Here is a 23,152-nt window from a genome sequence, read left to right on the forward strand (position 1 = left end):
ATGCCGGATACCTCCAGGGGTCGCTTAACGTATGCGCCTACCCTTTGCTGATGCCCAAAAGCAGCAGCAGCCAGAAAACCTTTGCTCACCTTGTTTGTTTTAACGGCACTTTGCCCCAATTTTGCAGCAGCACGTACGTGCTATAGTTTAAACAGATGGGGCATCCCCTCTTCCCGGCGGCGCAAGCCAGGAAAAGCACAACGATAATTGCTACATGACAGACAAGTTCCTGAGCCTGAACGGCAAGAAGTTCTACTACGACGAAATCGCCTCCTACTCCTTCCGTGACAGCATTCCGCTGAATGGCTACGAGAGCAACACGCTTGAATTCTGCCGCAGTTGGCTGGATGGCGTGCAGGAGTTCCCGATCCAGACATCCGGCTCCACCGGCGTTCCCAAAACCATCACTTTAACCCGCCGGCAGCTCGAGGCCAGCGCCCGGCGCACCATCAACCTGCTCAACCTGCAGCCCGGCGACTGCACGCTGGTGTGCCTCAACACAGAGTATATTGCCGGTATGATGATGCTGGTACGCGGCTTTGAGGCCAACCTGAAGATGATAATCGTGGAGCCGATCAGTAACCCGCTCACGCTCGTAAGCCCCGAGGAGAACATCGCCTTCAGCTCTTTTGTGCCCATGCAGCTGCACACCATCCTGCAGGAAACGCCGGAGCGATTGGGGCAACTCAACCACATGAAAGGCATGCTGGTGGGCGGAGCGCCCGTTACCCCTACCCAGCAGCGGGAGTTACAGCGGATCCAGTCGCCCATCTACCATACGTATGGCATGACGGAAACAGCCTCGCACATTGCCCTGCGCAAGCTCAACGGAACAGATGCTGCTGATTACTACAACGTGCTCGACGATATAGCGGTGGGCCTGGACAAGCGCGGCTGCCTCACCATAAAGGGCGACGTGACGAACAACGAGCTACTGGTAACCAACGACATCGTGGAGTTGCTTACCCCTACCCGCTTCCGCTGGATTGGCCGCGCCGACAACACCATTAACACCGGTGGCGTGAAGGTGCAGACCGAGAAGGTAGAGCTAGCCATCGCCGAGACCTTTATCGACGACATCGACTCCCCGCGCTTTTTCATTGCCCCGCAACCCGACGAGGTGCTCGGCGAGAAGATTGTGCTGGTGCTGGAAGGCGAGAAACTGCCGGAAGAAGCGGAGCAGCAGCTGTTTGAGCGCCTGCGCCTCCTGCTCAAAAAGTTCGAGATGCCCAAGGAAGTGTACTACAGCCGCGCCTTCTCCGAGACGGCCACCGGAAAAATATCGCGGCAGCGCACCCTCCAAAAGCTAGGGCTCCACACCGATTAAAGTATAATTACTCAACGGCTCGTGCACATACCCGTACTAAGTATAAATCAAAAATGATCTATATGAAAAGAGGTATATGGACAGGTACGTGCACGGCACTTTTTATACTTACCCTGGGCAGCTGCAGCAGCGGCCTGTTCACAAGCCGGGGCCCGGTGGAACTGGAGCAGGCCTGGGCCTCCGACAACGCGTTTAAAACCCCTGAGTCTGCCCTCTTCGATGCGCAGCGCAACGTGATCTATGTGACCAACATGAACGGCACCTCCGGGAAAAACGACGGCGACGGCTTTATATCGCGGCTGGATGCGGAGGGAAACATAGAGGAGCTGTACTGGATAACAGGCCTGAACAACCCCGCCGGCATGGCGCTGCACAACAACGTGCTCTATGTGGCCGATACCGAGGAAGTGGTGGCCATTGCGACACAGTCTGGTGCAGTGCTGGGCAGGTATAAAGCCGAGAAGGCTAAATTTTTGAACGATGTGGCGGTGGATGGGGATGGCACGGTCTACATCACCGACTCGGAGCAAAAGCGTATTTACCAGCTGCGCAACGGCCGCATGAGCACCTGGATAGACAACACCAGGCGCGAGAAGCCAAACGGCATCTTCCTAGAAGGCGACCGCATGCTTGTGGCCTTTATGAGCAGCGGACAGGTGCGGCTGGTCGATCCGGACACGAAAGACTTCACAGATTGGGTGGATGGCATCAAGTCAGCGGACGGCATCGCCAGGCTGGAGGACGGCAATTACCTGATCTCCAGCTGGGACGGCGAGGTATACTACGTAAACCAGGAGGGCAAGAAATGGCGCCTGCTCGACACGAAGAGTAAGAACATAAATGCCGCCGACATCAGCTACGCTTCACAGCCCGGTTTGCTGCTCGTGCCAACTTTCCGGGATAATAGAGTGGTGGCGTATAGACTAAGAGCCAGGTAAATCCGTTAGATACATAATACCGTTATAATGTTTGAGGCAAGGCAGCTACACCGTTACGTGTTAGTTGCCTTCTCATTTTCGGTGTACCTTATTGCATGCTGATGAAAAAACTGCCTACCCTCCATATCCTCAACGGCGATGCCTCTGTAGCCGCCTTTTCTGCCGCCAGGCTGCCTGGGCAGGTGTTGGTTTGGCGCGAGGTGCTGTCAGAAGGCCCCGCGTTTTATACCTTGCCCGAGCACGAGTTCTGGCAAAAGCGGCAGGAGTTCATCACATCCGCCTATGGCGAAACGGCAGAAAAGTACCACGAGAAAGTGCTGAACGAGGTGCAGAAGCTGGCGGGGGTTGGGGCATTCTTTGAGGTAGTGCTTTGGTTTGATACCGATCTGATGTGCCAGGTAAACCTGCTCTACCTGCTGCAACGCCTGCAGCAGGGCAAACCCGCCCTGCTGTCGGTGTGTACTCCAGCACCGGGCAAAAACATCGCCCTTCTGAAGCCGGAGGAACTCCAGCACCTGTTTGATGAAAGGCAGCAACTTAGTGAGGAGCAACTGGAGGAGGCCGCACAACTCTGGCAACTCTACGCCGGCTCAGACCAACTGAACCTGCAGCTGTACCTGCAACAGATGCCAGTGCCCCTGCCCTCCCTGGAAAAGGCGTTACTGCTGCACCTGCGCCGTTACCCGGGCTGCATAGATGGCCTGAGCCAGCCGGAGCGTATGCTGCTGCAGATCATCCATGGTGGTGCCACAAGTATAAACGAGCTGATGCAGCAGTTCTGGCAGCAGGACCCGGGCTATGGCTTTGGCGACGTGCAGCTGCAGCATATCTTATCCCGGCTGCAACCCGACCTGGTACAGGCAAGGGAGCCGCTGTCGCTTAGCTTCTTCGGGGGACGTGTGCTGGAGGGCTACGCCTCTTTTACACCAAAGCACCGCTGGCTCGGCGGGGTGGAAGTGGATGGAAACTGCCCCTACTGCTTCGATCAAGAGAAAAGAGCCCTTCGCAGGAACTGCTGAAGAGAGTTTGGCACCAAAAATGCAACACCATCTGCTGTACTTATACTTTAAGCAGCATGAAAATGAAACAAACATATGCCATCGCACTGGCCCTGCCACTTCTTGGCCTTTCCGCCGCCACATCCATTGCACAAACCACGCCGCTACCTGCACAGGAGAAAACCCACATTCTCGTGAAAGCCGGTGATTCTACCGCCCGCAAAGAAACGCTGTCCGGCATCAACATGACCCCTGCAGGCAAAGGCACCTTTCAACTTGATTTTTCGCAAGCGCTGGACGAGGACGCCATGCTGGAGATAAAGAACTCTGCCGGAAAAATGGTGTACCAGAAGCCTGTTAGCGTGGAGAACAACCGCAGCGCCTGGCGCTATAACCTGGGCAGGCTAAAGCCTGACACCTACCTGATCGAAGTGAAAACCAGCGATACCACCTACTGGACTAAATTTAAAGTAGGAAAATAAAACAAGCGGCGGCCCGATCTAAGTATATCGGACCGCCGCTTTTAGGTTCGCAGCTGCAAACCGGCCTAACGCATGGCTGTGGATTTCCTATACCTGGCTCCACTGCTGCACTACATGGTATAGCAGGGAAGCACCTAATTTGGCCGTGCGGTTATCAATATCAAGTTTTGGGTTGAGTTCCACGATGTCCAGCGTCAGGAGCTTGCCACTGCTGATGATTTCCTGCAGCAGCAACAGCACAATCTCCGGATGAACACCCAATGCAGCCGGAGCACTCACGCCGGGAGCATAGGCTGCCGCAAACACATCCATGTCTATACTTACATACAATACATCGGCCAGCTCCATAAACTGCTGCAGCCGTTCCCGCAGCGATTCATAGTTGTAGACCTGCATAGCGGGTGCAAACACATAATCGGTACCATAGGCTGCAGCAGTGTTAAATAGCCTCTGGGTATTGCCCTGCTGCTGTATCCCCAGGCACAGGTAATTAAAGTCCTTGCCTGCTGTGCGCAGCTCTTCGGCTATCTGCAGGAACGGGGTGCCGGAGCTGGGTTGCTTCTCGTAACTCCGCAGGTCGAAATGTGCGTCGAAGTTGATGATGCCCAATTGGTGTCCTTCCGGGAGCGCCTGTTTTATACCTAAGAAGTGCCCATAGGCTGTTTCGTGGCCGCCACCAAGTATGATCGTCTTGTAAGTGTTGGAGAGCAGGGCATTCACTTTTTTGCCCAACTGCTTCTGCGCCTCTTCCAGGTGCTGGTTAGTACAGTACACATCACCGGCATCAAACAACGAAACGTCATCCTCCAGGTGCCACGCAAACGAGGCCATTGCCTGCCGCAACGCTGCCGGTCCCTCCACTGCCCCTTCCCTGCCATGATTGCGGCGCACGCCTTCGTCGCAGCAGAACCCTAAAAAAGCAATGGCCTGTGCTGCATTAGCAGGCTCTCTAGCCTCGGTGAGGTTGAGCAAATTAATGCCCTGGTGCCAGCGCTTGCCTTCCTCTCCGTCGAGGGCATCAACTCTGCCTTTCCAGGTGCCGGGTGCGGTGGGTTTATACATTCTGATAGCTACTTGTAAGTTGTTAATTGATTTTCATGCTGCCGCGAATCTTCAGATGCGTGACTTAGAATGATTGGTTGAATCTCCGACTTAACTGGTCGGGAGGTCCCGCTATAGTTCAATACAAGCGAGGTCGCGCACCAGCTTATTTCACTTTCTCTCCCCGCTTCCATATTTTCGTGGGCTTCAGTTTCCCCTGGAAGTATAGAATTTCTCTATAATTCTCTGTCGGGAAGGCGATCATGTCGGCCATTTTGCCTCTGGCTAGCACGCCACGGTCAGACAGGTTGAGGGCGCGGGCAGCGCGGGTGGTGATGGCAGCAAGGGTTTCGGCGGTGGTTAGCTTCTCGGCAGCGCCTAGTATAGCAGCCTGTAGCAGCAGGTCGCCCATAGGGGCTGAACCAGGGTTCCAGTCAGTGGCAATAGCCAGGCAAAGGCCGCCATCCAGCATCTTGCGGGCTGGCGCATAATGCATGCCCAAGCCCAGCGAAGCGCCTGGTAATACTGTTGCCACCACCCCGGCATTTTTCAGCAGCTCAATTTCCTCCTCCCCGCTTGCCTCCAGGTGATCGGCACTGATGGCCCCCACCTCCGCGGCTACCCTGCTCCCATCCGTGCTGAACTGATCGGCGTGTACGGTTATATCAAACCCCATTTCCTTCGCAGCGTGCAGGTATTCCAGCGCCTCCACTTCCTTAAAAGCTGTCTCCTCCACAAAAATATCGACCCGACTGGCCAGCTGCTGCTCCTGTAGTTGCGGCAGTAGCTCCGTCAGCACCTCCTCCAGGTATACTTTGGCATCAGTGTGCTCGGGTGGTAACATGTGAGCCGCCAGGCAAGTCGGGATGAGGTCCATTTTATGATGTCTGTTCACCAGTTTGATAGCCTCCAGCATCTTCAGTTCCTCCTCCACCGTCAGGCCATAGCCACTTTTCACCTCACAGGTGGTAATGCCTTCGCGCAGATGACGGTCGCAGCGTTTCTTCAGCAGGTCAACCAGTTCTACCAGCGTGGCCTCACGTGTTTTGCGCACGCTGTCCAGTATACCGCCACCACTGCGGGCAATCTCCAGGTATGACTTACCGGCTACGCGCATGGCATAGTCGTTGGCACGGCTCCCGGCAAAGCAGATATGGGTGTGTGCATCGATCAGGCCTGGCAGCAGCACCATCGGTTCCTCTACCAGCTCCAGTTTATACTTGTTCTCCAGCGCCTCGCGGTGCAGCTGCTCATATTTGCCTACTTTCAGCACTTTTCCCTCCTGCACCAGCACCCCCGCCTGCTCCACCACCTGCAGCTGCTCATCCTTTATGGCGCCTGCCTCCGGCAGGTTGGTCATAGGCAGAACTTGGGTGAAGGGGCCGATAAGGGTATGAGTTGATGTATCTTTATTTTCTTTCATAGTTGGTTTGATAATGTGATCAGCAGCTTTTCTTTACGCTATTTTTATACTGCTTGTCTAAGCTGAGGTTAAGCCGCAACGCTAATGGATGTAAAAGACAACATTTATACTTTGGCTGTACTCTATACTTCCTCTGACCCAAGTCTTTAGATTTATGCACTACTAGGGTGTCGAATCTGGGACTCGACTGGCTTGAAAAACCATACTTATACTTGAGCTCTACTTTATACTTCGACCATATTTTATACTTACCAGCACAACTGCTATTCCTCTCGCTGGCGCGAGTTTGCAACTCGTGCCTACTATGTTGTTGGGTTTGCAACCCGACTGGCCCGAAGAGCCATGTTTTATACTTGGGTTATACTTCTCTGAGCCTCTGCTGCCTTCCACTGGAACCAAGCTATACTTCCAAAGCTCCGCTCATCCTCCAGACTTACAACCTTACTGTTTCATTTCCTACTTTCTACTCTCAAGCCCGAGAGGGCTCGCCTTGGGGGTAGGGGCCCTCGATAAGGGTATCGCGCTGGGAGCTTTTCCTTTGCTTGACCTGCGGTCTCCGCAATTTCGCTGAAGCGAAACCAGAAATCTACAAGGCGCTCAACGGAAAGACTGGGATCAGTTCGATAGCCACCGCTAGTTGTCATCTCGACCTATGGGAGAGACCTCTTTAGAATTCCCAATAGATCCCTCACAGCTACGCTGGCTCTCTTCGGCTGTCGCCTCGAGAGTATTCGGAATGACAGAGAGAGTGGCCAGTACAGAATACCCTCCCCTGTTTTTAGGGGAGGGCAAGGGTGGGGTTACAGTTCCAGCCCAAACTTCTTGGCATTCTCCTGCGCTGTTTCGTAACCGGCGTCGGCGTGGCGGAAGATGCCCATGGCCGGGTCGTTGTGGAGCACGCGGCGCAGACAGCGCTCGGCACGGTCGGTGCCGTCGGCAAGTATCACCATGCCTGCGTGCTGCGAGTAGCCGATGCCCACGCCACCGCCGTGGTGGAACGACACCCAGGTAGCCCCACCGGCCGTGTTGGACATCAGGTTCAGCAGCGGCCAATCGGAGATAGCATCAGAGCCGTCTTTCATACCTTCTGTTTCGCGGTACGGAGAGGCCACGGAACCGCAGTCGAGGTGGTCGCGGCCAATGACGATCGGTGCTTTTACCTTGCCTTCACGCACCAGTTGGTTAAAGAGCAGGCCCGCTTTCTCGCGCTCACCCATGCCCAGCCAGCAAATGCGGCACGGCAGTCCCTGGAAGGCCACCTTCTCCTGCGCCTCGTCCAGCCACTTGATCATGTGTGTGTTTTCCGGGAACAGCTCCTTCAGGGCCTCGTCGGTTACGCGAATATCCTCCGGGTCACCGGAAAGGGCAGCCCAGCGGAACGGCCCTTTGCCCTCGCAAAAGAGCGGACGGATGTATTCCGGCACAAAGCCTGGTATGTTGAAGGCATTTGCCTCGCCGCCCTGCTGGGCGAACTCGCGCAGGTTGTTGCCGTAGTCGAAGGTTTTGCTGCCACGCTTTTGCAGTTCCAGCATAAAGCCCACGTGGCGGGCCATACTTTTCAGCGACAGCTCTTTATACTTGGCCGGGTCCTGCTGGCGCAGCTCCTTTGCCTCCTGCAGGCTTAACCCGTTCGGCACATAGCCGTTGATCGGATCGTGGGCAGAGGTCTGGTCGGTGAGAATGTCCGGTGTGATGTTGTCAGCAAGCAGGCGTTCCAGCACATCGCCGATATCCCCTACCAGGCCAACAGAGATTGCTTCGCCGCGCTCTTTCGCCTCCAGCACCCAGGCTTTTGCCTCCTCATAATCATAGGTCATTTTGTCGATGTAGCGGGTCTCCAGGCGCTTTTTGATGCGGTCCGGGTCTACGTCTACTCCTAAAAAAGTGGCCCCGGCTATGGTGGCTGCCAGTGGTTGAGCACCGCCCATGCCCCCTAAGCCGCCCGTCACGAGCAGCTTGTGGCGCAGGTCGCTGTTAAAGTACTTATCGCCGCAGGCAGCGAAGGTCTCGTAGGTTCCCTGAAGGATGCCCTGCGAGCCGATGTAGATCCAGCTGCCCGCCGTCATCTGTCCGTACATGATCAGGCCGCGCTTGCGCAAGTCGTTAAAGTACTCCCAGGTGGCCCAATGCGGCACCAGGTTAGAGTTGGCGATGAGCACGCGCGGTGCCTCGGCGTGCGTACGCACCTTGCCTACCGGCTTACCCGACTGCACCAGCAGGCTCTCGTCCTCCTCCAGCTCCAGCAGTACTTTGATGATCTTGCGGGCATCCTCCGGCGTACGCGCCGCCTGGCCGGTGCCGCCGTATACCACCAGGTCGGCTGGGGCTTCGGCTACCTCGTCGGTCAGGTTGTTGAGGAACATGCGCAGCGCCGCCTCTGCCTGCCAGTTCTTGCAGTGAAGCTCCGGCCCACGCGGGGGAATGTAGGTCGGGTGGTTGGCGTATTGCTGTATAAATTGCTCAGCGGTGAGGCCGGCTCTTGGTGAGGTTGCTGTGGCAGCGGATGAATTCATAGTTCTTATTCCAGTTTGGGTTTGTTCAATAATCTGAAAAAATACTTAAAAAAGACAGCAAAAGCGTGCTAATTTTAGATGCAGCAGCCTATCCTGCTGATCCAATTATACTTTTATACCTATGTTTCACCTGCCCCTTTCCTCCGCCCCTGCCCAATTCGGCAACATCGATATCTACCTCTTCGACCAGTTGCTGAAAGGCCGTATCCAAAAAGGCATGAGACTGCTGGACGCGGGCTGCGGGACCGGCCGGAACATACAGTACCTGCTGCAGACCGGGGTAAAAGTATACGGTGCCGATGCCTCCGAAGAAGCTATTGCAAAGGTACGCGCGATGGCGTCGGAACTTGCTCCTACCCTATCGCCGAAGAACTTTGTAGTGGCAGACCTGGCACAATTGCCTTTTGCGGAAGAGATGTTTGAGGTAGTGCTGTGCAGCGCCGTACTGCACTTTGCCCGTGATGAAGCCCATTTCAGAAGTATGGTGCAGGAGCTGTGGCGGGTGCTGCAGCCAGGAGGCATGCTGTTCTGCCGCCTCGGCACCTCCATCGGCCTGGAAGGTAAGCTGCAACAGGTAGAACCGGGGAAGTATAAAATGGCGCACGGGCCGGTCTGGTTTCTGGCAGATGAGTCGCTGCTGCGGGAACTGATTCATACTTTAAGGGCGGAGATGCTGGAGCCGCTGAAAACCGTGCTGGTGGAGCAGGAACGAAGTATGACGACGCTGGTGCTGCGTAAAAAGGGCCGGGATTTTTAAGCCTGGCGAAACGACAGGATTATGTTTCTCTTTGGCACCTGCTATTGCTACTCCGATAGGCCACCCGCGGTCGCGGCCTTCTCTAGCAATACACGTCACCCCCTACCTTCCTCTTACTTCAGCATCGCCCCGGTGGGTGCTGGCCCGATCCTACAAAGCGGGCGCTCAAAACCAGATATTGGCGTGAATGCCGGCATTCACACTGTAAAAGCAACTTTTGCCTGCTACTGAAACAAAACGCGCAGCCTTTGGGGGCTGCGCGCTGTGCTGTTATTTTTTCAGGGATAAGATGTAATCCACCATTTTACCGGCGTCGTCGTTGCTGATGTTGGGGTGCGGCGGCATGGGCACCTGGCCCCATACCCCGGCGCCGCCTTCCTTGATTTTGCTGATCAGGTACTCCCTGTTCTTGTCGTTGGCTTCATATTTCTCGGCTACGTCCACATAGGCCGGCCCCACCAGCTTCTGCTGGTTGTTGTGGCAGGCCGTACAGTCAGACCCCGCGATCAGCATAGCACCCGGGTGCTGCTTCGGCTGCTCCGCGGCTGCTTTTGGGGCTGTGGGGGTTCTGGTGCCAGGTGCAGGCTCCGGCGCGTTTGCCCGGGCTGTGGCTACTGAGTCGCGGTAGCTCTGCTCGTAGTAGCGGTCATATTCTGATTCCTGGCCACCGCAGGAGGTAAGTATAAATCCTATACCTACAGCGGCAAAAAAGTACTTCGCGTTCATAGTCATATCAATCATGTTTATGCAAGTCTATACATTCTCCAAAGGGGGATTGTTGCATGATGCCCTCCGGCAGAGAAAGCTTCGCCGGCCCACTTCCTGAACAGCACCACCCCTGTAAGTTAAGCCAGGCGGGCGCCTAAAGTAAATTACAAAAAGTGTATATTACAACATCAAGCGCAAAACTAACCCGAAACACCATGACATCACCCTTTACCAGAACCCTCTGGCTACTGCTTCTGCTGCCCTTACTCACAACAGGTATGGCGGTGGCCCAGAAGCTCCCAGGCATTGCCTCTAAAACCGCGGGCATGCAGAAATTCCCCGGCTACTTTACCTTTTACTATGATGATGCCTCGGGCAAAGTATGGCTGGAGGTAGACAAGCTGAACCAGGAATTCCTGTACGTGAACTCCCTCCCCTCCGGCCTCGGCTCCAACGACATTGGCCTGGACCGCGGCCAGCTCGGCGGGGAAAGGATAGTATACTTTGAGAAGATAGGCCCAAAGGTGATGCTCGTGCAGCCCAACCTCGCTTACCGCGCCATCACAGAAAACAAAAACGAGACCCGCGCCGTGGAGGAGTCCTTTGCCAAGTCTATCCTTTGGGGGTTCAAAGCCGAGGCTGAGGATGGAGGAAGGGTATTGGTGGACGCCACCGATTTCCTGCTCCGCGACGCCCACGACGTAGTAGGAAGTATAAAACGCACCAAGCAAGGCACCTATAAGCTCGACGCCAGCCGCTCGGCCGTTTACCTGCCCCGCACCAGGAACTTCCCACAGAACACCGAGTTTGAGGCCACGCTCACCTTTACCGGAGGCGAGGATGCCGGCCGTTATGTGCGCGAGGTAGCGCCGGATGTGCAGGCCCTCACGCTACGCCAGCACCACTCCTTCATTGAGCTGCCCGACAACAACTATACGCCGCGAGAGGCCGATCCGCGTGCCGGCTTCTTCGGCATCTCCTACTTCGATTATGCCACACCAGTGGATGAGAACATCGAAAAGCGCTTCATCGCCCGCCACCGCCTGCAGAAAAAGAACCCTGCGGCCAAGGTATCAGAGGCTGTGGAGCCGATCGTATACTACGTAGATAACGGCGCGCCGGAGCCTATCCGCACTGCCCTGCTGGAGGGAGCCCGCTGGTGGAACCAGGCTTTTGAGGCTGCCGGATACAAGGACGCTTTCCGGGTGGAGGTTTTGCCGGAGGGTGCCGACCCGATGGACGTGCGCTACAACATCATCCAGTGGGTGCACCGCAGCACGCGCGGCTGGTCCTACGGCGCCTCAGTGGTAGACCCGCGCACCGGCGAGATCATCAAGGGGCACGTATCGCTGGGCTCCCTGCGCGTGCGCCAGGACTACCTGATAGCAGAAGGTTTGCTGGCGCCTTACGAGGAGGGCAAGCCGACAAGCAATGCGATGATGGAGATGGCGCTGGCGCGTATCCGGCAGCTATCGGCGCACGAGCTGGGCCATACGCTGGGCATCATGCACAACTACGCCGCCAACAACAATGCCTCCGTCATGGATTACCCGCACCCGCAAGCCAAGCTGGACCGCGCCGGCAACATCGACCTGAGCAAGGCCTACGGTACAGGTATAGGCGAATGGGACAAGCTGGCTGTGGCCTACGGCTATCAGGACTTCCCGAAAGGCACCCATGAAAAGCAGGCGCTGGATGAGCTGCTGGCACAGGGTATAGCCCGTGGCCTCACCTTCATCTCTGACCGCGACGCCCGCGCAGCTGGCGGGGCACACCCTACCGCCCATCTCTGGGACAACGGCGACAATGCCACAGACGAACTGCTTAATGTGCTGAAAATACGCGAGAAGGCCCTGCAGAATTTCTCTGAGAAGAACATCAAACCCGGCGCTCCCATGAGCACGCTGGAGGACGTACTGGTACCCATCTACAACTTCCACCGCTACCAGACAGAGGCAGCAGCCAAACTGATTGGCGGTGTAGAGTATACCTATGCCGTGCGTGGCGACAAACAAGTGGTGACGCAGGTGCTGGACAAAAGGGAGCAGCAAAAGGCGCTGGACGCCCTGCTGAAGACGATCTCACCGGAGGTGCTCACCCTGCCGGAGAACATCATTGCTCTTATTCCACCGCGGGCGCCGGGGCTCCGCAACAGCCGCGAACTGTTTGCCAAGCGCACCGGCCTCACCTTCGACCCACTGGCAGCCGCCCAGGCTTCGGCCGATTTTTCTGTATCATTCCTGCTGCACCCGGAGCGCGCCTCGCGTTTGGTGGAGCTGGGGGCCCGCACCAACAGCCTCAGCCTGCAGGACGTAACAAAGCAGGTGCTCGAAACCACCTGGAAGAGCCGCCGGCAGAATGGGTTGGCGGCACAGGTACAGCTGCAAACCGAGCAGGTGGTACTCACCCACCTGCTGGCGCTGGCCCAGAATGACGATGCCTCCTATCAGGCACGTGCCATAGCTACTGCTGCCTTGAACAATATCAAACAGCACGCCACCAGCCAGGCCAGGCGCACCCGCGACGACGGGTATAAGGCCCACCTGGAATTTGCCTTGGCCAGAATAGAGAATCCGGAGGAGATCAAACCAACCAAAGCACAAGACCTGCCGCCTGGTGCCCCTATCGGAAGCGGGGAGTATATGGGGTGTGAATAGATACTGGAGTACAGGCCACCGTAAACCGCCCTTTCGCTACGAAGGGGCGGTTTTTACTTTGAGAAGGTGCATTAAAAGAAAGAAGGGAAAGTGCCCTCCGCAGCCTGCCCATTTTGGCTATTTTACTGCCTCCCCCTAATTTTTTTAAATTTCAGGCAGGCCACTTGCCGTCGCATGCCTGCCCTTTCCATTAAATACAAATTCTCCCAGCCTGTCTTCGCTCAGAAGTCCATATCCACGAATCCCTTGTTCCTAAGAAGTTAGATCACACTCCTGCCCTTACCCACGCCAATTTTCAGCTTAAGGATACTCCCCTGAAAGTACCAGGAGAGAGACTTTTATACTTATTGCATATTTTAAATCTATATTATAAATAATCTAATTTTCAATAACCCACATTTGCGATATAGTGAGAGCCAAATTATAATTTTTCCTCCACAATGTGTATCTTTGCAAAACAGTCATTCTGACATAGAGAGATATGAATATTTCAGAAGGGCGCTTCGATAGTATAGTTCAGGCCAGCCGGCCTCTTTTGTAAGGCATCATTTCCAACGCCTCTCTTTTTATACTTCCTGCACCCCTTTCTGTTTTCTGCCATGGAGGGTCTTACCTCTTGCGGAAACCCGGAATTGTAATTTTTCCAATTACGCAACACTAATATTTAGGGCATATCTCGAGGCAGATTATTGTGCTTTGCAATCACCAATTTAAAGTCTATATGAAGTTAAGAATAGGAATCATCGGAGCCGGCCCCAGCGGCCTGGCGCAGCTACGCGCGTTTAAATCAGCAGAAATGAAAGGTGAGACCATACCGGAAATCGTGTGCTTTGAGAAGCAGGCCGACTGGGGCGGCCTGTGGAACTATACCTGGCGTACCGGTGTGGGCAAGTATGGCGAGCCTATCCACGGCAGCATGTACCGCTACCTTTGGTCTAACGGCCCAAAGGAGTGCCTGGAGTTTGCTGATTATACGTTTGATGAGCACTTTGGAAGGCCTATCTCTTCGTATCCGCCCCGTCCTGTGCTGTTCGACTACATCCAGGGCCGCGTAGAAAAGGACAATGTGCGCGACTACATCCGCTTTAACACCACCGCCCGCTGGGTAGAGTACAAGGAAGACACGCAGCAGTTCTCGGTCGTGCTGGAAGACCTTGCCAACAACAAGACCTATACCGAAGAATTTGATTACCTAATCGTTGCCTCCGGCCACTTCTCCACTCCTAACATGCCGTACTTCGAAGGAATTGAGGAGTTTCCGGGCCTGGTGATGCACGCGCACGACTTCCGCGGGGCCGATATTTTCAAAGACAAGGACGTGTTGCTTATCGGCAGCAGCTACTCGGCCGAGGACATTGGCGTGCAGAGCTACAAGCACGGCGCCCGGTCTGTTACCCTGAGCTACCGCAGCAACCCCATCGGTATGGATTGGCCCGAGGGCATGAAGGAAGTCCCCCTGCTCACCCACTTCGAGGGAGAGGTAGCTTACTTCAGCGATGGCACCCGGGAGCGCTACGATGCGGTGGTGATGTGCACCGGTTACCAACACAAGTTCCCCTACCTGCCCGACGAGCTGCGCCTGAAGACAAAAAACTGCCTCTACCCGGACAGGATCTACAAGGGCGTCTTTTTCAACGACCTGCCCCAACTCATTTACCTGGGCATGCAGGACCAGTACTATACCTTCAACATGTTTGATGTGCAGGCCTGGTACGCGCGCGACGTCATCCAGGGGAAGATCCAGCTGCCGGGCAAAGAAGAAAGGCAAAAAGATATAAACCTGTGGCTCAACAAGGCCGCAGCAAACTGCACCCACGACGATGAGATCGATTTTCAGACCGAGTACGTACGGGAACTGATGCACATGACCGATTACCCGGAGATTAACCTGGACAAGGTAGCAACCCTTTTCAAGCAGTGGCTCCATGACAAGGAAGAGGATATTCTCCGCTACCGCGACAAGACCTACACCTCGGTGATGACCGGCACCAGTGCCGAACAGCACCACACCCCCTGGCTTGAGGAAATGGACGACAGCTATGAGCGTTACATGCAGAAAGCTCCAGAGCTGGACCGGGTATAGCATAGGGTATACTGCATATTTATAGACAGAAGGGAGGGCTATTTGCCCTCCCTTTCTGCTTTAACACTTATGGGTTTATACTTGCCCGCAGCCACTGCTTCGTCTGAAGTATAAATGTATAGAGGCACACGCACCGGGAGGCGCTAAGCCTGGCAAATGCTTGCTACGCCGCCCGGTTCTCCGGTTGGAAGCAGGGAGTTTCTGCGATGTTCGTAGCGGTGGAGTAAAGTATGAAAAGCGCCCCTGCGGGTTTTGGCAGGGGCGCTTTTTTATGGATAGCCATCTTCTGTAGTGAACTACCTTTGACTAAAGAACCTTGAGGTAATAGGGCCTTCTCCCAATGCACCACTTATAGTCAGGCCGCTGGTGATAGCTATTCCTGCACGCTGCTGTACTTAATCAACAACCGGTATAATTATACTTTACTTTCAGGGGCGGGTGTCTTAAAGTACAGGAGCAAACCGCTAAAATCTCCACCTTATGCTTATTTATCTAACACATAATCAGTAAATTCACCCGGGCATAATGTTTAGCCCACAGGAATATTAACATAACCTAAACCATTACATGCTACCTGAGCGAGCCGGTATTCACCTGCTGGTAAGCTCCTTATTTTTTCATTCTCAGTTTCATATCTCGTGCATTCTACTACTAACCTATCTTTTAAAGAAACCTTCTTTATTGGCCTGATGCTCTTCGCTATTTTCTTTGGCGCGGGCAACCTTATTTTTCCGCTGTCGCTGGGCCAGGCCGCCGGCGAAAACCTGGTGCCTGCTATTGTGGGCTTTCTGCTGACAGGTGTCGGGCTTCCGCTGCTCGGTGTTATCGCCATCGGAATCTCCAAAAATGAAGATGTAGCCTCTATTTCCGCCAAGGTGCACCCTGTCTTCGGCCTGCTGTTTCCGGTGGTTATTTACCTGACCCTGGGTCCCCTGTTTGCCGTGCCAAGAACCGGGACAGTATCCTACGAAATCGGCATTGTGCCCTTCCTGCCCGAAGCGTTGCGGACATCCGCCTGGGGGATGGCGCTATACTCAGTAGTATTCTTCACCATTACGTACCTGCTTGCCCTGAATCCCAGCAAAATAGTGGATCGCATCGGCAAGATACTGACCCCGGTGCTGCTGCTGATTCTTTTCGTGCTACTGACAAAAAGCGTGGCTGATCCGCTCGGCAGTACCCAGCTGCCGGTGGGCTTATATGAAAGCGCGCCTTTCTTTAAAGGGTTTCAGGAGGGATATTTAACCATGGATACCATCGGCTCCTTTGTGTTTGGCCTGATTGTGATAAATACGATACGCGCTAAAGGGGTGGAGAGCACCCGGCAGATAGCCAAAGTAACCGCTACGGCAGGCTTTGTAGCCGCCGCAGGCCTGGCCATTGTATACATCGGGCTGGCTTATACGGGCGCCACCAGTGTAGAAACGCTCGGGCATTTAGAGAACGGTGGCCTTATCATCACCAATGTATCGAACCTGCACTTCGGCCTTTTGGGGAATATGATCCTGGGCGTTGCCATTACGTTTGCCTGCCTGACCACCAGTATTGGTTTGATCGTGGCCTGTGCCAGCTTCTTTAACACGCTCCGTCCTTCCATCTCTTATAAAACCTACGTGCTGATCCTGACGGCTGTGAGCGCCGTAATCTCCAATGTAGGGCTAACGCAGATCATTTCCTTCTCTATACCGGTGCTGGTGGCCATTTACCCGATCGTTATCGTGCTGATCGCTTTGACCTTGATGGGGTCGGCGCTCAAAAACAGGAACACCGTTTATACCTGGGCTGTTTTGTTTACCGGTATCATCAGTTTGTTTGACGGCATCAAAGCGGCGGGTTTTGAGCTCGGCATCCTTGCTTTTTTGGGGGAGCACCTGCCCTTGTTCAGCCTTGGCATGGGGTGGCTCATACCGGCCATCCTGGGCGGTATCATAGGCTACGGGCTTTCGTTCAGGCAAAAAGCGTATGCGCTGGAAGAAGCATAGCGCATACTTTTAGACAATAGAAAAAGGGCAGGCATCAAGCACGATGTCTGCCCTTTTTTGCGATAATACATGCTACTACCTGACGGGAAGCAGGAAGCCAGGGAGACGCCGGTATAAAACTTCGGCTTTCTACCGGTCTAGCATACCCTGCACATCAAGCCCCTCCACATAGGGCTCCAGCACGGCCATGGCATTGGCCGACTTCTTAAAGGTGCTGATCACCTGCGCCTCTTCCCCTGTCCATACTTCCACAAAGGCGTTATGCAAAGTATAAAGCGTCACCGTCCAGCTGTTAAATTGGCGCTGCCCCAGGAGGGTGCCTTCTTTGGCTAACGTTTCGGCCTGGCTCCGCAGCGGCAGCCGCTCAAACATGGAGTGTTCCAGCATACATATTCTGTTATGGTGCGTTCTTGATAAGTACGGAAACAGCAATTTAGTTTCCGTTTTTCCGGATAAAGTATAGCTTTGGAAGCGGATTTGGCGCTCAGTCAGGAAAAACCTCACGGCCATACTTTACAGCTTAAAACGATTGTTGATTAAACCATCCTGCCGCTTTCGCCTCTAATGTGAAACAACTATATACCTATTCCATATTTACTAAACCCTTATGAAAAGAAAAGTTTACGCTTTCGCCTTTTTCCTGCTCCTGAGCGGCAACCTGGCGCAGGCACAGGTGAAGGACCCCGTAGTGGAGAGCATTGTGAAGGAGGCGAACGAGAACTCACAGTTGGAGGTGCTCGCACATGAGCTACTGGACGGGATCGGCCCGCGCCTGGTAGGCACCCCCGAGATGCAGAAAGCGCACGACTGGGCGGTGGCAAAGTATAAAAGCTGGGGCATTGAAGCCCGCAACGAAAAGTGGGGTGAGTGGCGCGGCTGGCAGCGCGGCACCACGCACGTAGACATGGTGCACCCTCGGGTGCAGTCGCTGGAAGCGACGCAACTGGCCTGGAGCCCCAGCACGAAAAGCAAAGGCGTTACCGCCGAGGTGATCGTACTTCCTGAAGTGCAGGACTCCGTAGCTTTCCAGCGATGGCTGCCAAATGCTAAAGGCAAGATCGTGATGATCTCGATGATGCAGCCGACCGGCAGACCGGACTATAACTGGGAAGAATTCGCTACCAAGCAATCGCTGGAGAAGATGAAGCAGCACCGCGACTCGCTGAACGATGCCTGGAGTGAGCGCATGAAGACGATCGGTTACAACGGCCGCACACTTCCTGCTGCCCTGGAGCAGGCCGGTGCCGTGGGGGTGGTTACCTCCAACTGGTCGCGCGGCTTTGGCGTGAACAAGATTTTCGGCGCCTATACCAAGAAGATCCCAAGCATTGATATGGCCCTGGAGGATTACGGCATGCTGTACCGTCTGGCGGAATCTGGCAGCAAGCCACAAATCAGGATTCAGGCTGATTCCAAAAACCTGAAGAACGCTCCCACCTTTAACACCATCGCCGAGATCAAAGGTACCGAGAAGCCGGAGGAGTACGTGATACTCTCTGCGCACTTCGACTCCTGGGATGGCGGCACCGGCGCAACGGACAACGGCACCGGCACGATTGTGATGATGGAGGCCATGCGCATCCTCAAGAAAATGTACCCCAACCCGAAGCGTACCATCCTGGCCGGCCATTGGGGCAGCGAGGAGCAGGGCCTGAACGGCTCGCGTGCCTTTGTGGCCGATCATCCGGAGATCGTGAAGAACACGCAGGCCGTGTTTAACCAGGACAACGGTACGGGCCGCGTGGCCAACATCTCGGGCCAGGGCTTCCTGCACGCCTACGACTTTTTGGGCCGCTGGCTGAGCGCCGCCCCAAATGAGATCACCAGCTCGATTGAGACGCATTTCCCGGGCTTCCCGGGCGGTGGCGGCTCCGACCACGCCTCTTTTGTGGCAGCTGGCGCTCCGGCCTTCATGCTGAGCTCGCTTAGCTGGTCCTACGGCACGTACACCTGGCATACCAACCGCGACACCTATGACAAGATCGTGTTTGATGATGTGCGCAGCAACGCCATCCTGGTGGCCATACTTGCCTACAAAGCCAGCGAAGACCCTAACCTGTCGAACCGTGAGCGCATCATCCTGCCCATCGACCAAAGAACAGGTGAGCAAAGAACCTGGCCGGCCCTGCGAGAGCCTACCCGCAAAGGCGGTCTGGACTAACAGGCCCAGGTTTAAAATTCATACTTTTAAGGAGGCTGCCGCCATGGCAGCCTCCTTTTTTTATAAAAGCTGATATAACTCAGTTTTCCCGCTGACCAGTAGCATCTTTTCCCCTCTGCTTTCGCGCTACTTTTGTAGTGTAGTTGATGCATGTCACAGCTAGAGACCGGTAAGTAATAAACAGAAGCGCCATGAAATCGATATTAGTCCCGATAGATTATTCCAATAACTCCCGAAACGCCCTTACATATGCCCTGGAGATTGCCCGGGTGACAGGCGCTGAGCTCATCCTCTTCCACGCCTTCTACCCGATCATGACGCCACCTGCCAGCCTCGACACAACCGATGTCATACTTGCCCTGGAAGAGGGAAAAGCCCGGTCGCTGAAGGATTTTGCCCTGGCAACCAGGACAGAGATTGGACTAGCGGAAGGGCAGCTGGAGGCATATCAAAGCATCCCGTTGCAGGCGGTAGCCCGTATGGGAGGATCTTATGAGATGATCCTGGAGGCTATACAGAAGTATAAGGCTGATCTGGTGGTAATGGGCATGCAGGGCGGCGGGCCATGGAGCCAGGCCCTGCTGGGCAGCACCACCATCTCCGTGATGCAGGAAAGCAAAGTACCCATCCTAGCCGTTCCGGAGAACATACCGTACAGGTACTTCCAAAAGGTGCTGTTTGCCACCAACCTGAGCAAGCTGCCTGCCACCGCCGACCTGCAGCCGCTGCGCAGCTTCGTGGCCGCTTTTGGAGCCAAGTTGCAGGTGCTGCACCTTTACAGAAATAACCTGCAGTACGCCACTTTCGACCCGCATGAGGCGCTGAAGCAGCTGGCTGCCAAGCTGCAGGACATAGCGCTCGATTTCTCGTTCGATATTCAGGAGGAAGTAGCCGAGGGCATATGCAAGTATGTTTTAGAGCAGCACGCCGACCTGCTGGTGCTTATTCCGCAGCGCCACAACTTTATGGAAAGACTACTGGACCGGAGCGTAACCGGCAAGATCACGGCGCACCCGCAGGTGCCCCTGTTGGCCCTGCCCGCCTCCACCCTCACCTACAACCAAAGTATAACCGACCAGGAGAAGGCTGCAAATCCAGGCTAAGGTCATAATGACGCATACATGCTACCTGTACTCCCCGTCGGGAAACTTGAGACAACACGCCCAACCATGGCCCCACCGGCTGTCAGCAGGTTAACTTGTCACTTTCTAAAGAACTTGTTCCCTTTTTAGTATAAGATAGCTACTTCTCGCCTTTAGGCGCTGGATCGGCTTTTTCTCTTTTGCTACTTTTGTGTTTTACGCACATAGTATGATACAAGAGCTTCGAAACCCTTTTGGCCGGGTATACCTTACCATCAATACCAATAGCAAGAACAGGTGGGTGCATGTAAACTGGATGGGCTACCTAACGGAGGAAAATATTAAAACCGGGGCCGCTGCTTATACAAAGGCCCTTTCGGAGGCCGGATACAGCTGCGTGCTGAACGACACCCGCCTGCTTATCGGCAGCTGGGACCACTCCATGAACTGGGTCGTAAATGAGTGGGCGCCACGGGCGGCACGCGCCGGCTTGAAAAACTTTGCCATGGTAACCACGCCGGAAACCTTTGGCGGCTCCTCAGCAGAAAAGTTCTATAGCAACCTGAAAGCCTTTGAGGTCCGGGTTTTTGATGACATGGGCAAAGCGCAGGAGTGGCTACGGCAGTACTCGCTGGCGTAACAGGCCTGTTTTTCGGGTTGGTTTATACTTTGTTTCCTGAGGTGATGGGGCTCGGTGCGGAATATTCTGCCACCCGGCTTAGGTATACCACCGCCATTCCCGTACTTTTGAAAGTATAACGTATGAGCACGGCGGATGGCACAGCAGCCGCTTTAGCCACGGCACACGATGGAACCAATCAGACTGAATAAATTTATAAGCGACTCGGGCTACTGCTCCCGCCGCGAAGCCGACAAAATGATTGAGCAGGGCCGCGTAACCGTAAACGGCAAACGACCTGAGGTTGGCGCCAAAGTGACAGCCAGGGACAAAGTACGCGTGGACGGCAACCTGCTGGAGGCAGACGCCGTGGAGCCCGTGTACCTGCTCCTCAACAAGCCCCCCGGCATCGAAACCACCACCGATACCTCGCAGCGGGACAACATCATCAGCTTCACCAATTACCCGGAGCGCATCTTCCCGGTCGGGCGCCTCGACAAAGACTCCGAAGGCCTGATCATCCTGACCAACAACGGCGACATTGTAAACAAAATCCTCAGGGCCGGCAATAACCACGAGAAAGAGTATATCGTGACCGTGGACAAGCCCATCAACCAGGATTTTGTAGAGCGCATGAGCAATGGCGTCTCCATACTTGGGGTGAACACGAGGAAATGCTTTGTAGAGCAGCTCGGCCCCAACAAGTTTCGCATCATACTTACGCAGGGCATGAACCGGCAGATCCGGCGCATGTGCGAAGCCCTTGGCTACGAGGTGCAAACCCTGCAGCGCACGCGCATCATGCACCTGTCGCTGGCTAAAATTCCGCTGGGCCAGTGGCGCAACATGACAGATGCCGAGGTAGCTGAAATGATGCGCCTGGTGGAGCGCTCCGCTAAAACAGAGGAAGCCTCTGCAAGCCGGAAACACGCCAACGAACCCGCTGCCCCTGCCAAAAGCAATAAGCCCAAGCCCCGTGGCGGTTCCCCTGCCGGTAAACCGGGTAGTAGCCCCAAGAGCGGCAAAAGCGCAGCTGCCGGCAAACGCGATAAACCCAAGAACGCCGGAAGCGCCAGAGGCTCCCGCGGTGCAGCCAAAGGCAGCGCTGCCGGTACAGGCGGCAGAGGCAGAGGCACGGCCGGTAAAGGAAGTGCCCCTAAGGGAGGCCGAAGAAGATAGCGCGTCTGCCGGGCCGCCCTCAGGCACAACCAAAACAAAGCGGCCCAATCTTACGCCTCAACAGCAATAGGTAAAGCAATCCTTTTGCTGTAATTTTGGCCACACATTTAAACCCGGCGTAATAAGAAGCGGCAGCACAGACGACATGTACCTGCCACCCTAGGCCAAACACACCATGGAACCAAAGCGATTAAATAAATTCATAAGCGACTCGGGCTTCTGCTCCCGCCGCGAGGCTGACCGGCTGATTGAAGAAGGAAGGGTAACGGTTAATGGCAAACTGCCGGAGGCAGGTACGAAAGTAACCCCTAAAGACAAAGTAAGGGTGGATGACCAGTTGCTGAGCGTACGCGACGAAGCACCGGTGTTCCTCGTCCTCCATAAGCCGTCCGGTATGTCGGCCACAGCCGATATGGGTGTGCGCGACAACGTAGTACGGGCTATTAATCACCCGGCCACCCTGCAGCCTATCGGCAAGCTGGACCGGGATGATGAGGGTGTTCTTTTCCTTAGCAACGACAGTGACCTGGTGCGGAAACTAGCCAAGGTGGATAACAGGCTCGAAAAGGAATTGATCGTAACGGTTAACAAGCCTTTTTCTTCAGAGTTTATCTCCAAGCTCAGCGAGGCCTGCGCTTCTTTTGAAGATGGCAACCCGAAGAAGGCCGCTGTACACAAAGAGTCCACCACCAGGTTCAGGATAGTGCTTGAGCCGGGCATGAGCCATAGCATTAAGAAGATTTGTGAGGCCCTGGGCTACCAGGTAACTTTTCTGCAGCGCGTACGGGTAGAGAATATCACCCTCACAAAACTACAAAAAGGGCACTGGCGCACCCTCAGCGCACCGGAATTAGAAAACCTGAAACAGATCGCCTCGGCCAAGCCGGAAAAAGCTGCCAGAGCTAAAGCAGACTCCAGAGACTTCAAGCCCAGAGCAGCAGCTGGCAAAGACAGAGCCTCCTCTGAAAGAGGAAGTTACCAGAAGCCTGCTAAAACAGGCGCGGCAGAATACGCTGGTTCCGGTAAGCGCATTGGAAAATCAAGGCCGGCCACGGCCGGATCGGGCAGCGCCAAAGGCTCGAGAGGCGGTGCCAAGGGGGCTCCCGACAAAGGGGGCTTTAAAGGCGGCGCGAAAAAAGGAAGTCCTTCCAGGGGAGGCTCCTCCAGCCGGTCGAGGTAAGTTTATACTTATATAAAAAAGG

18 protein-coding genes are annotated in these 23,152 nt (G+C 55.0%); 13 read left to right on the forward strand and 5 right to left on the reverse strand.

Annotated elements, in window-relative coordinates; all coding sequences use genetic code 11:
* Positions 1 to 214 precede the first annotated feature (214 nt).
* The 4 genes from OH144_RS09240 (at position 215) to OH144_RS09255 (ending at position 3,745) form a co-directional block, all read left to right on the forward strand.
* Entirely contained in the window at positions 215 to 1,327 is a 1,113-nt protein-coding gene (locus OH144_RS09240; RefSeq protein WP_266206012.1) for an AMP-binding protein, read from the forward strand.
* Positions 1,328 to 1,389: 62 nt separating this feature from the next.
* Positions 1,390 to 2,265, forward strand: a complete 876-nt coding sequence (locus OH144_RS09245) for an SMP-30/gluconolactonase/LRE family protein (protein WP_266206013.1) — start codon at positions 1,390 to 1,392, stop codon at positions 2,263 to 2,265.
* Between the two features lie 101 nt (positions 2,266 to 2,366).
* Positions 2,367 to 3,284: a DUF1835 domain-containing protein gene (locus OH144_RS09250; RefSeq protein ID WP_266206014.1), complete on the forward strand. Its 918-nt coding sequence runs from the start codon at positions 2,367 to 2,369 to the stop codon at positions 3,282 to 3,284.
* A 62-nt stretch (positions 3,285 to 3,346) separates the two neighbouring features.
* Positions 3,347 to 3,745 (forward strand): hypothetical protein, encoded by a 399-nt coding sequence (locus tag OH144_RS09255; protein WP_266206015.1) that lies wholly within the window; start codon positions 3,347 to 3,349, stop codon positions 3,743 to 3,745.
* Between the two features lie 87 nt (positions 3,746 to 3,832).
* On the opposite strand, the gene hutG is transcribed toward OH144_RS09255, so the two are convergent.
* The 3 genes from hutG to hutU form a co-directional block, all read right to left on the reverse strand.
* Positions 3,833 to 4,807, reverse strand: coding sequence for a formimidoylglutamase (gene hutG / locus OH144_RS09260; protein ID WP_266206016.1), 975 nt, complete (start codon positions 4,805 to 4,807; stop codon positions 3,833 to 3,835).
* Positions 4,808 to 4,952: 145 nt separating this feature from the next.
* Positions 4,953 to 6,209 (reverse strand): imidazolonepropionase, encoded by a 1,257-nt coding sequence (gene hutI / locus OH144_RS09265; RefSeq protein ID WP_266206017.1) that lies wholly within the window; start codon positions 6,207 to 6,209, stop codon positions 4,953 to 4,955.
* An 800-nt stretch (positions 6,210 to 7,009) separates the two neighbouring features.
* Positions 7,010 to 8,722 (reverse strand): urocanate hydratase, encoded by a 1,713-nt coding sequence (gene hutU, locus OH144_RS09270; RefSeq protein WP_266206018.1) that lies wholly within the window; start codon positions 8,720 to 8,722, stop codon positions 7,010 to 7,012.
* Between the two features lie 121 nt (positions 8,723 to 8,843).
* On the opposite strand from hutU, the gene OH144_RS09275 reads away from it, so the two are divergent.
* Positions 8,844 to 9,479, forward strand: coding sequence for a class I SAM-dependent methyltransferase (locus OH144_RS09275; RefSeq protein WP_266206019.1), 636 nt, complete (start codon positions 8,844 to 8,846; stop codon positions 9,477 to 9,479).
* A gap of 270 nt (positions 9,480 to 9,749) precedes the next feature.
* Here the strand turns inward: OH144_RS09275 and OH144_RS09280 are convergent, their stop codons facing one another.
* On the reverse strand, positions 9,750 to 10,220 hold the full coding sequence (locus tag OH144_RS09280) for a c-type cytochrome (RefSeq protein ID WP_266206020.1): 471 nt from the start codon (positions 10,218 to 10,220) through the stop codon (positions 9,750 to 9,752).
* 182 nt (positions 10,221 to 10,402) lie between these two features.
* Between OH144_RS09280 and OH144_RS09285 the strand changes: the two genes are divergently transcribed.
* The 3 genes from OH144_RS09285 (at position 10,403) to brnQ (ending at position 16,909) form a co-directional block, all read left to right on the forward strand.
* Positions 10,403 to 12,844 (forward strand): zinc-dependent metalloprotease, encoded by a 2,442-nt coding sequence (locus tag OH144_RS09285; RefSeq protein ID WP_266206021.1) that lies wholly within the window; start codon positions 10,403 to 10,405, stop codon positions 12,842 to 12,844.
* Between the two features lie 721 nt (positions 12,845 to 13,565).
* On the forward strand, positions 13,566 to 14,927 hold the full coding sequence (locus OH144_RS09290) for an NAD(P)-binding domain-containing protein (RefSeq protein WP_266206022.1): 1,362 nt from the start codon (positions 13,566 to 13,568) through the stop codon (positions 14,925 to 14,927).
* 638 nt (positions 14,928 to 15,565) lie between these two features.
* Positions 15,566 to 16,909 carry a branched-chain amino acid transport system II carrier protein gene (brnQ, locus tag OH144_RS09295; RefSeq protein WP_266206023.1) on the forward strand — a complete coding sequence of 448 codons (1,344 nt, stop codon included), beginning with the start codon at positions 15,566 to 15,568 and terminating at the stop codon, positions 16,907 to 16,909.
* Between the two features lie 129 nt (positions 16,910 to 17,038).
* Here the strand turns inward: brnQ and OH144_RS09300 are convergent, their stop codons facing one another.
* On the reverse strand, positions 17,039 to 17,296 hold the full coding sequence (locus OH144_RS09300; RefSeq protein WP_266206024.1) for a hypothetical protein: 258 nt from the start codon (positions 17,294 to 17,296) through the stop codon (positions 17,039 to 17,041).
* A 220-nt stretch (positions 17,297 to 17,516) separates the two neighbouring features.
* On the opposite strand from OH144_RS09300, the gene OH144_RS09305 reads away from it, so the two are divergent.
* The 5 genes from OH144_RS09305 (at position 17,517) to OH144_RS09325 (ending at position 23,130) form a co-directional block, all read left to right on the forward strand.
* The gene (locus OH144_RS09305; protein ID WP_266206025.1) at positions 17,517 to 19,070 is read left to right on the forward strand and encodes a M20/M25/M40 family metallo-hydrolase; all 1,554 of its coding nucleotides are present in this window, start codon (positions 17,517 to 17,519) and stop codon (positions 19,068 to 19,070) included.
* Positions 19,071 to 19,261: 191 nt separating this feature from the next.
* A complete protein-coding gene (locus tag OH144_RS09310) occupies positions 19,262 to 20,173 on the forward strand; it encodes a universal stress protein (protein WP_266206026.1) in 912 nt (303 codons plus the stop codon).
* 208 nt (positions 20,174 to 20,381) lie between these two features.
* Positions 20,382 to 20,792, forward strand: a complete 411-nt coding sequence (locus OH144_RS09315; protein ID WP_266206027.1) for an STAS/SEC14 domain-containing protein — start codon at positions 20,382 to 20,384, stop codon at positions 20,790 to 20,792.
* A gap of 168 nt (positions 20,793 to 20,960) precedes the next feature.
* Positions 20,961 to 21,950, forward strand: coding sequence for a 23S rRNA pseudouridine(2604) synthase RluF (rluF, locus tag OH144_RS09320; protein ID WP_266206028.1), 990 nt, complete (start codon positions 20,961 to 20,963; stop codon positions 21,948 to 21,950).
* Between the two features lie 175 nt (positions 21,951 to 22,125).
* Entirely contained in the window at positions 22,126 to 23,130 is a 1,005-nt protein-coding gene (locus tag OH144_RS09325) for a S4 domain-containing protein (protein ID WP_266206029.1), read from the forward strand.
* The last annotated feature ends 22 nt before the right edge of the window (positions 23,131 to 23,152 follow it).

Origin of the sequence: Pontibacter kalidii, assembly GCF_026278245.1 — a bacterium.
Lineage (GTDB): Bacteria > Bacteroidota > Bacteroidia > Cytophagales > Hymenobacteraceae > Pontibacter > Pontibacter kalidii.

Coding starts and splice junctions, on each gene's coding strand:
- OH144_RS09325 (WP_266206029.1), top strand. CDS start 22,126: ATGGAACCAAAGCGATTAAATAAATTCATAAGCGACTCGGGCTTCTGC.
- OH144_RS09275 (WP_266206019.1), top strand. CDS start 8,844: ATGTTTCACCTGCCCCTTTCCTCCGCCCCTGCCCAATTCGGCAACATC.
- OH144_RS09315 (WP_266206027.1), top strand. CDS start 20,382: ATGATACAAGAGCTTCGAAACCCTTTTGGCCGGGTATACCTTACCATC.
- OH144_RS09310 (WP_266206026.1), top strand. CDS start 19,262: ATGAAATCGATATTAGTCCCGATAGATTATTCCAATAACTCCCGAAAC.
- hutU (WP_266206018.1), bottom strand. CDS start 8,722: ATGAATTCATCCGCTGCCACAGCAACCTCACCAAGAGCCGGCCTCACC.
- OH144_RS09245 (WP_266206013.1), top strand. CDS start 1,390: ATGAAAAGAGGTATATGGACAGGTACGTGCACGGCACTTTTTATACTT.
- OH144_RS09300 (WP_266206024.1), bottom strand. CDS start 17,296: ATGCTGGAACACTCCATGTTTGAGCGGCTGCCGCTGCGGAGCCAGGCC.
- hutI (WP_266206017.1), bottom strand. CDS start 6,209: ATGAAAGAAAATAAAGATACATCAACTCATACCCTTATCGGCCCCTTC.
- OH144_RS09250 (WP_266206014.1), top strand. CDS start 2,367: ATGAAAAAACTGCCTACCCTCCATATCCTCAACGGCGATGCCTCTGTA.
- OH144_RS09240 (WP_266206012.1), top strand. CDS start 215: ATGACAGACAAGTTCCTGAGCCTGAACGGCAAGAAGTTCTACTACGAC.
- OH144_RS09290 (WP_266206022.1), top strand. CDS start 13,566: ATGAAGTTAAGAATAGGAATCATCGGAGCCGGCCCCAGCGGCCTGGCG.
- OH144_RS09285 (WP_266206021.1), top strand. CDS start 10,403: ATGACATCACCCTTTACCAGAACCCTCTGGCTACTGCTTCTGCTGCCC.
- rluF (WP_266206028.1), top strand. CDS start 20,961: ATGGAACCAATCAGACTGAATAAATTTATAAGCGACTCGGGCTACTGC.
- OH144_RS09280 (WP_266206020.1), bottom strand. CDS start 10,220: ATGATTGATATGACTATGAACGCGAAGTACTTTTTTGCCGCTGTAGGT.
- hutG (WP_266206016.1), bottom strand. CDS start 4,807: ATGTATAAACCCACCGCACCCGGCACCTGGAAAGGCAGAGTTGATGCC.
- OH144_RS09255 (WP_266206015.1), top strand. CDS start 3,347: ATGAAACAAACATATGCCATCGCACTGGCCCTGCCACTTCTTGGCCTT.
- OH144_RS09305 (WP_266206025.1), top strand. CDS start 17,517: ATGAAAAGAAAAGTTTACGCTTTCGCCTTTTTCCTGCTCCTGAGCGGC.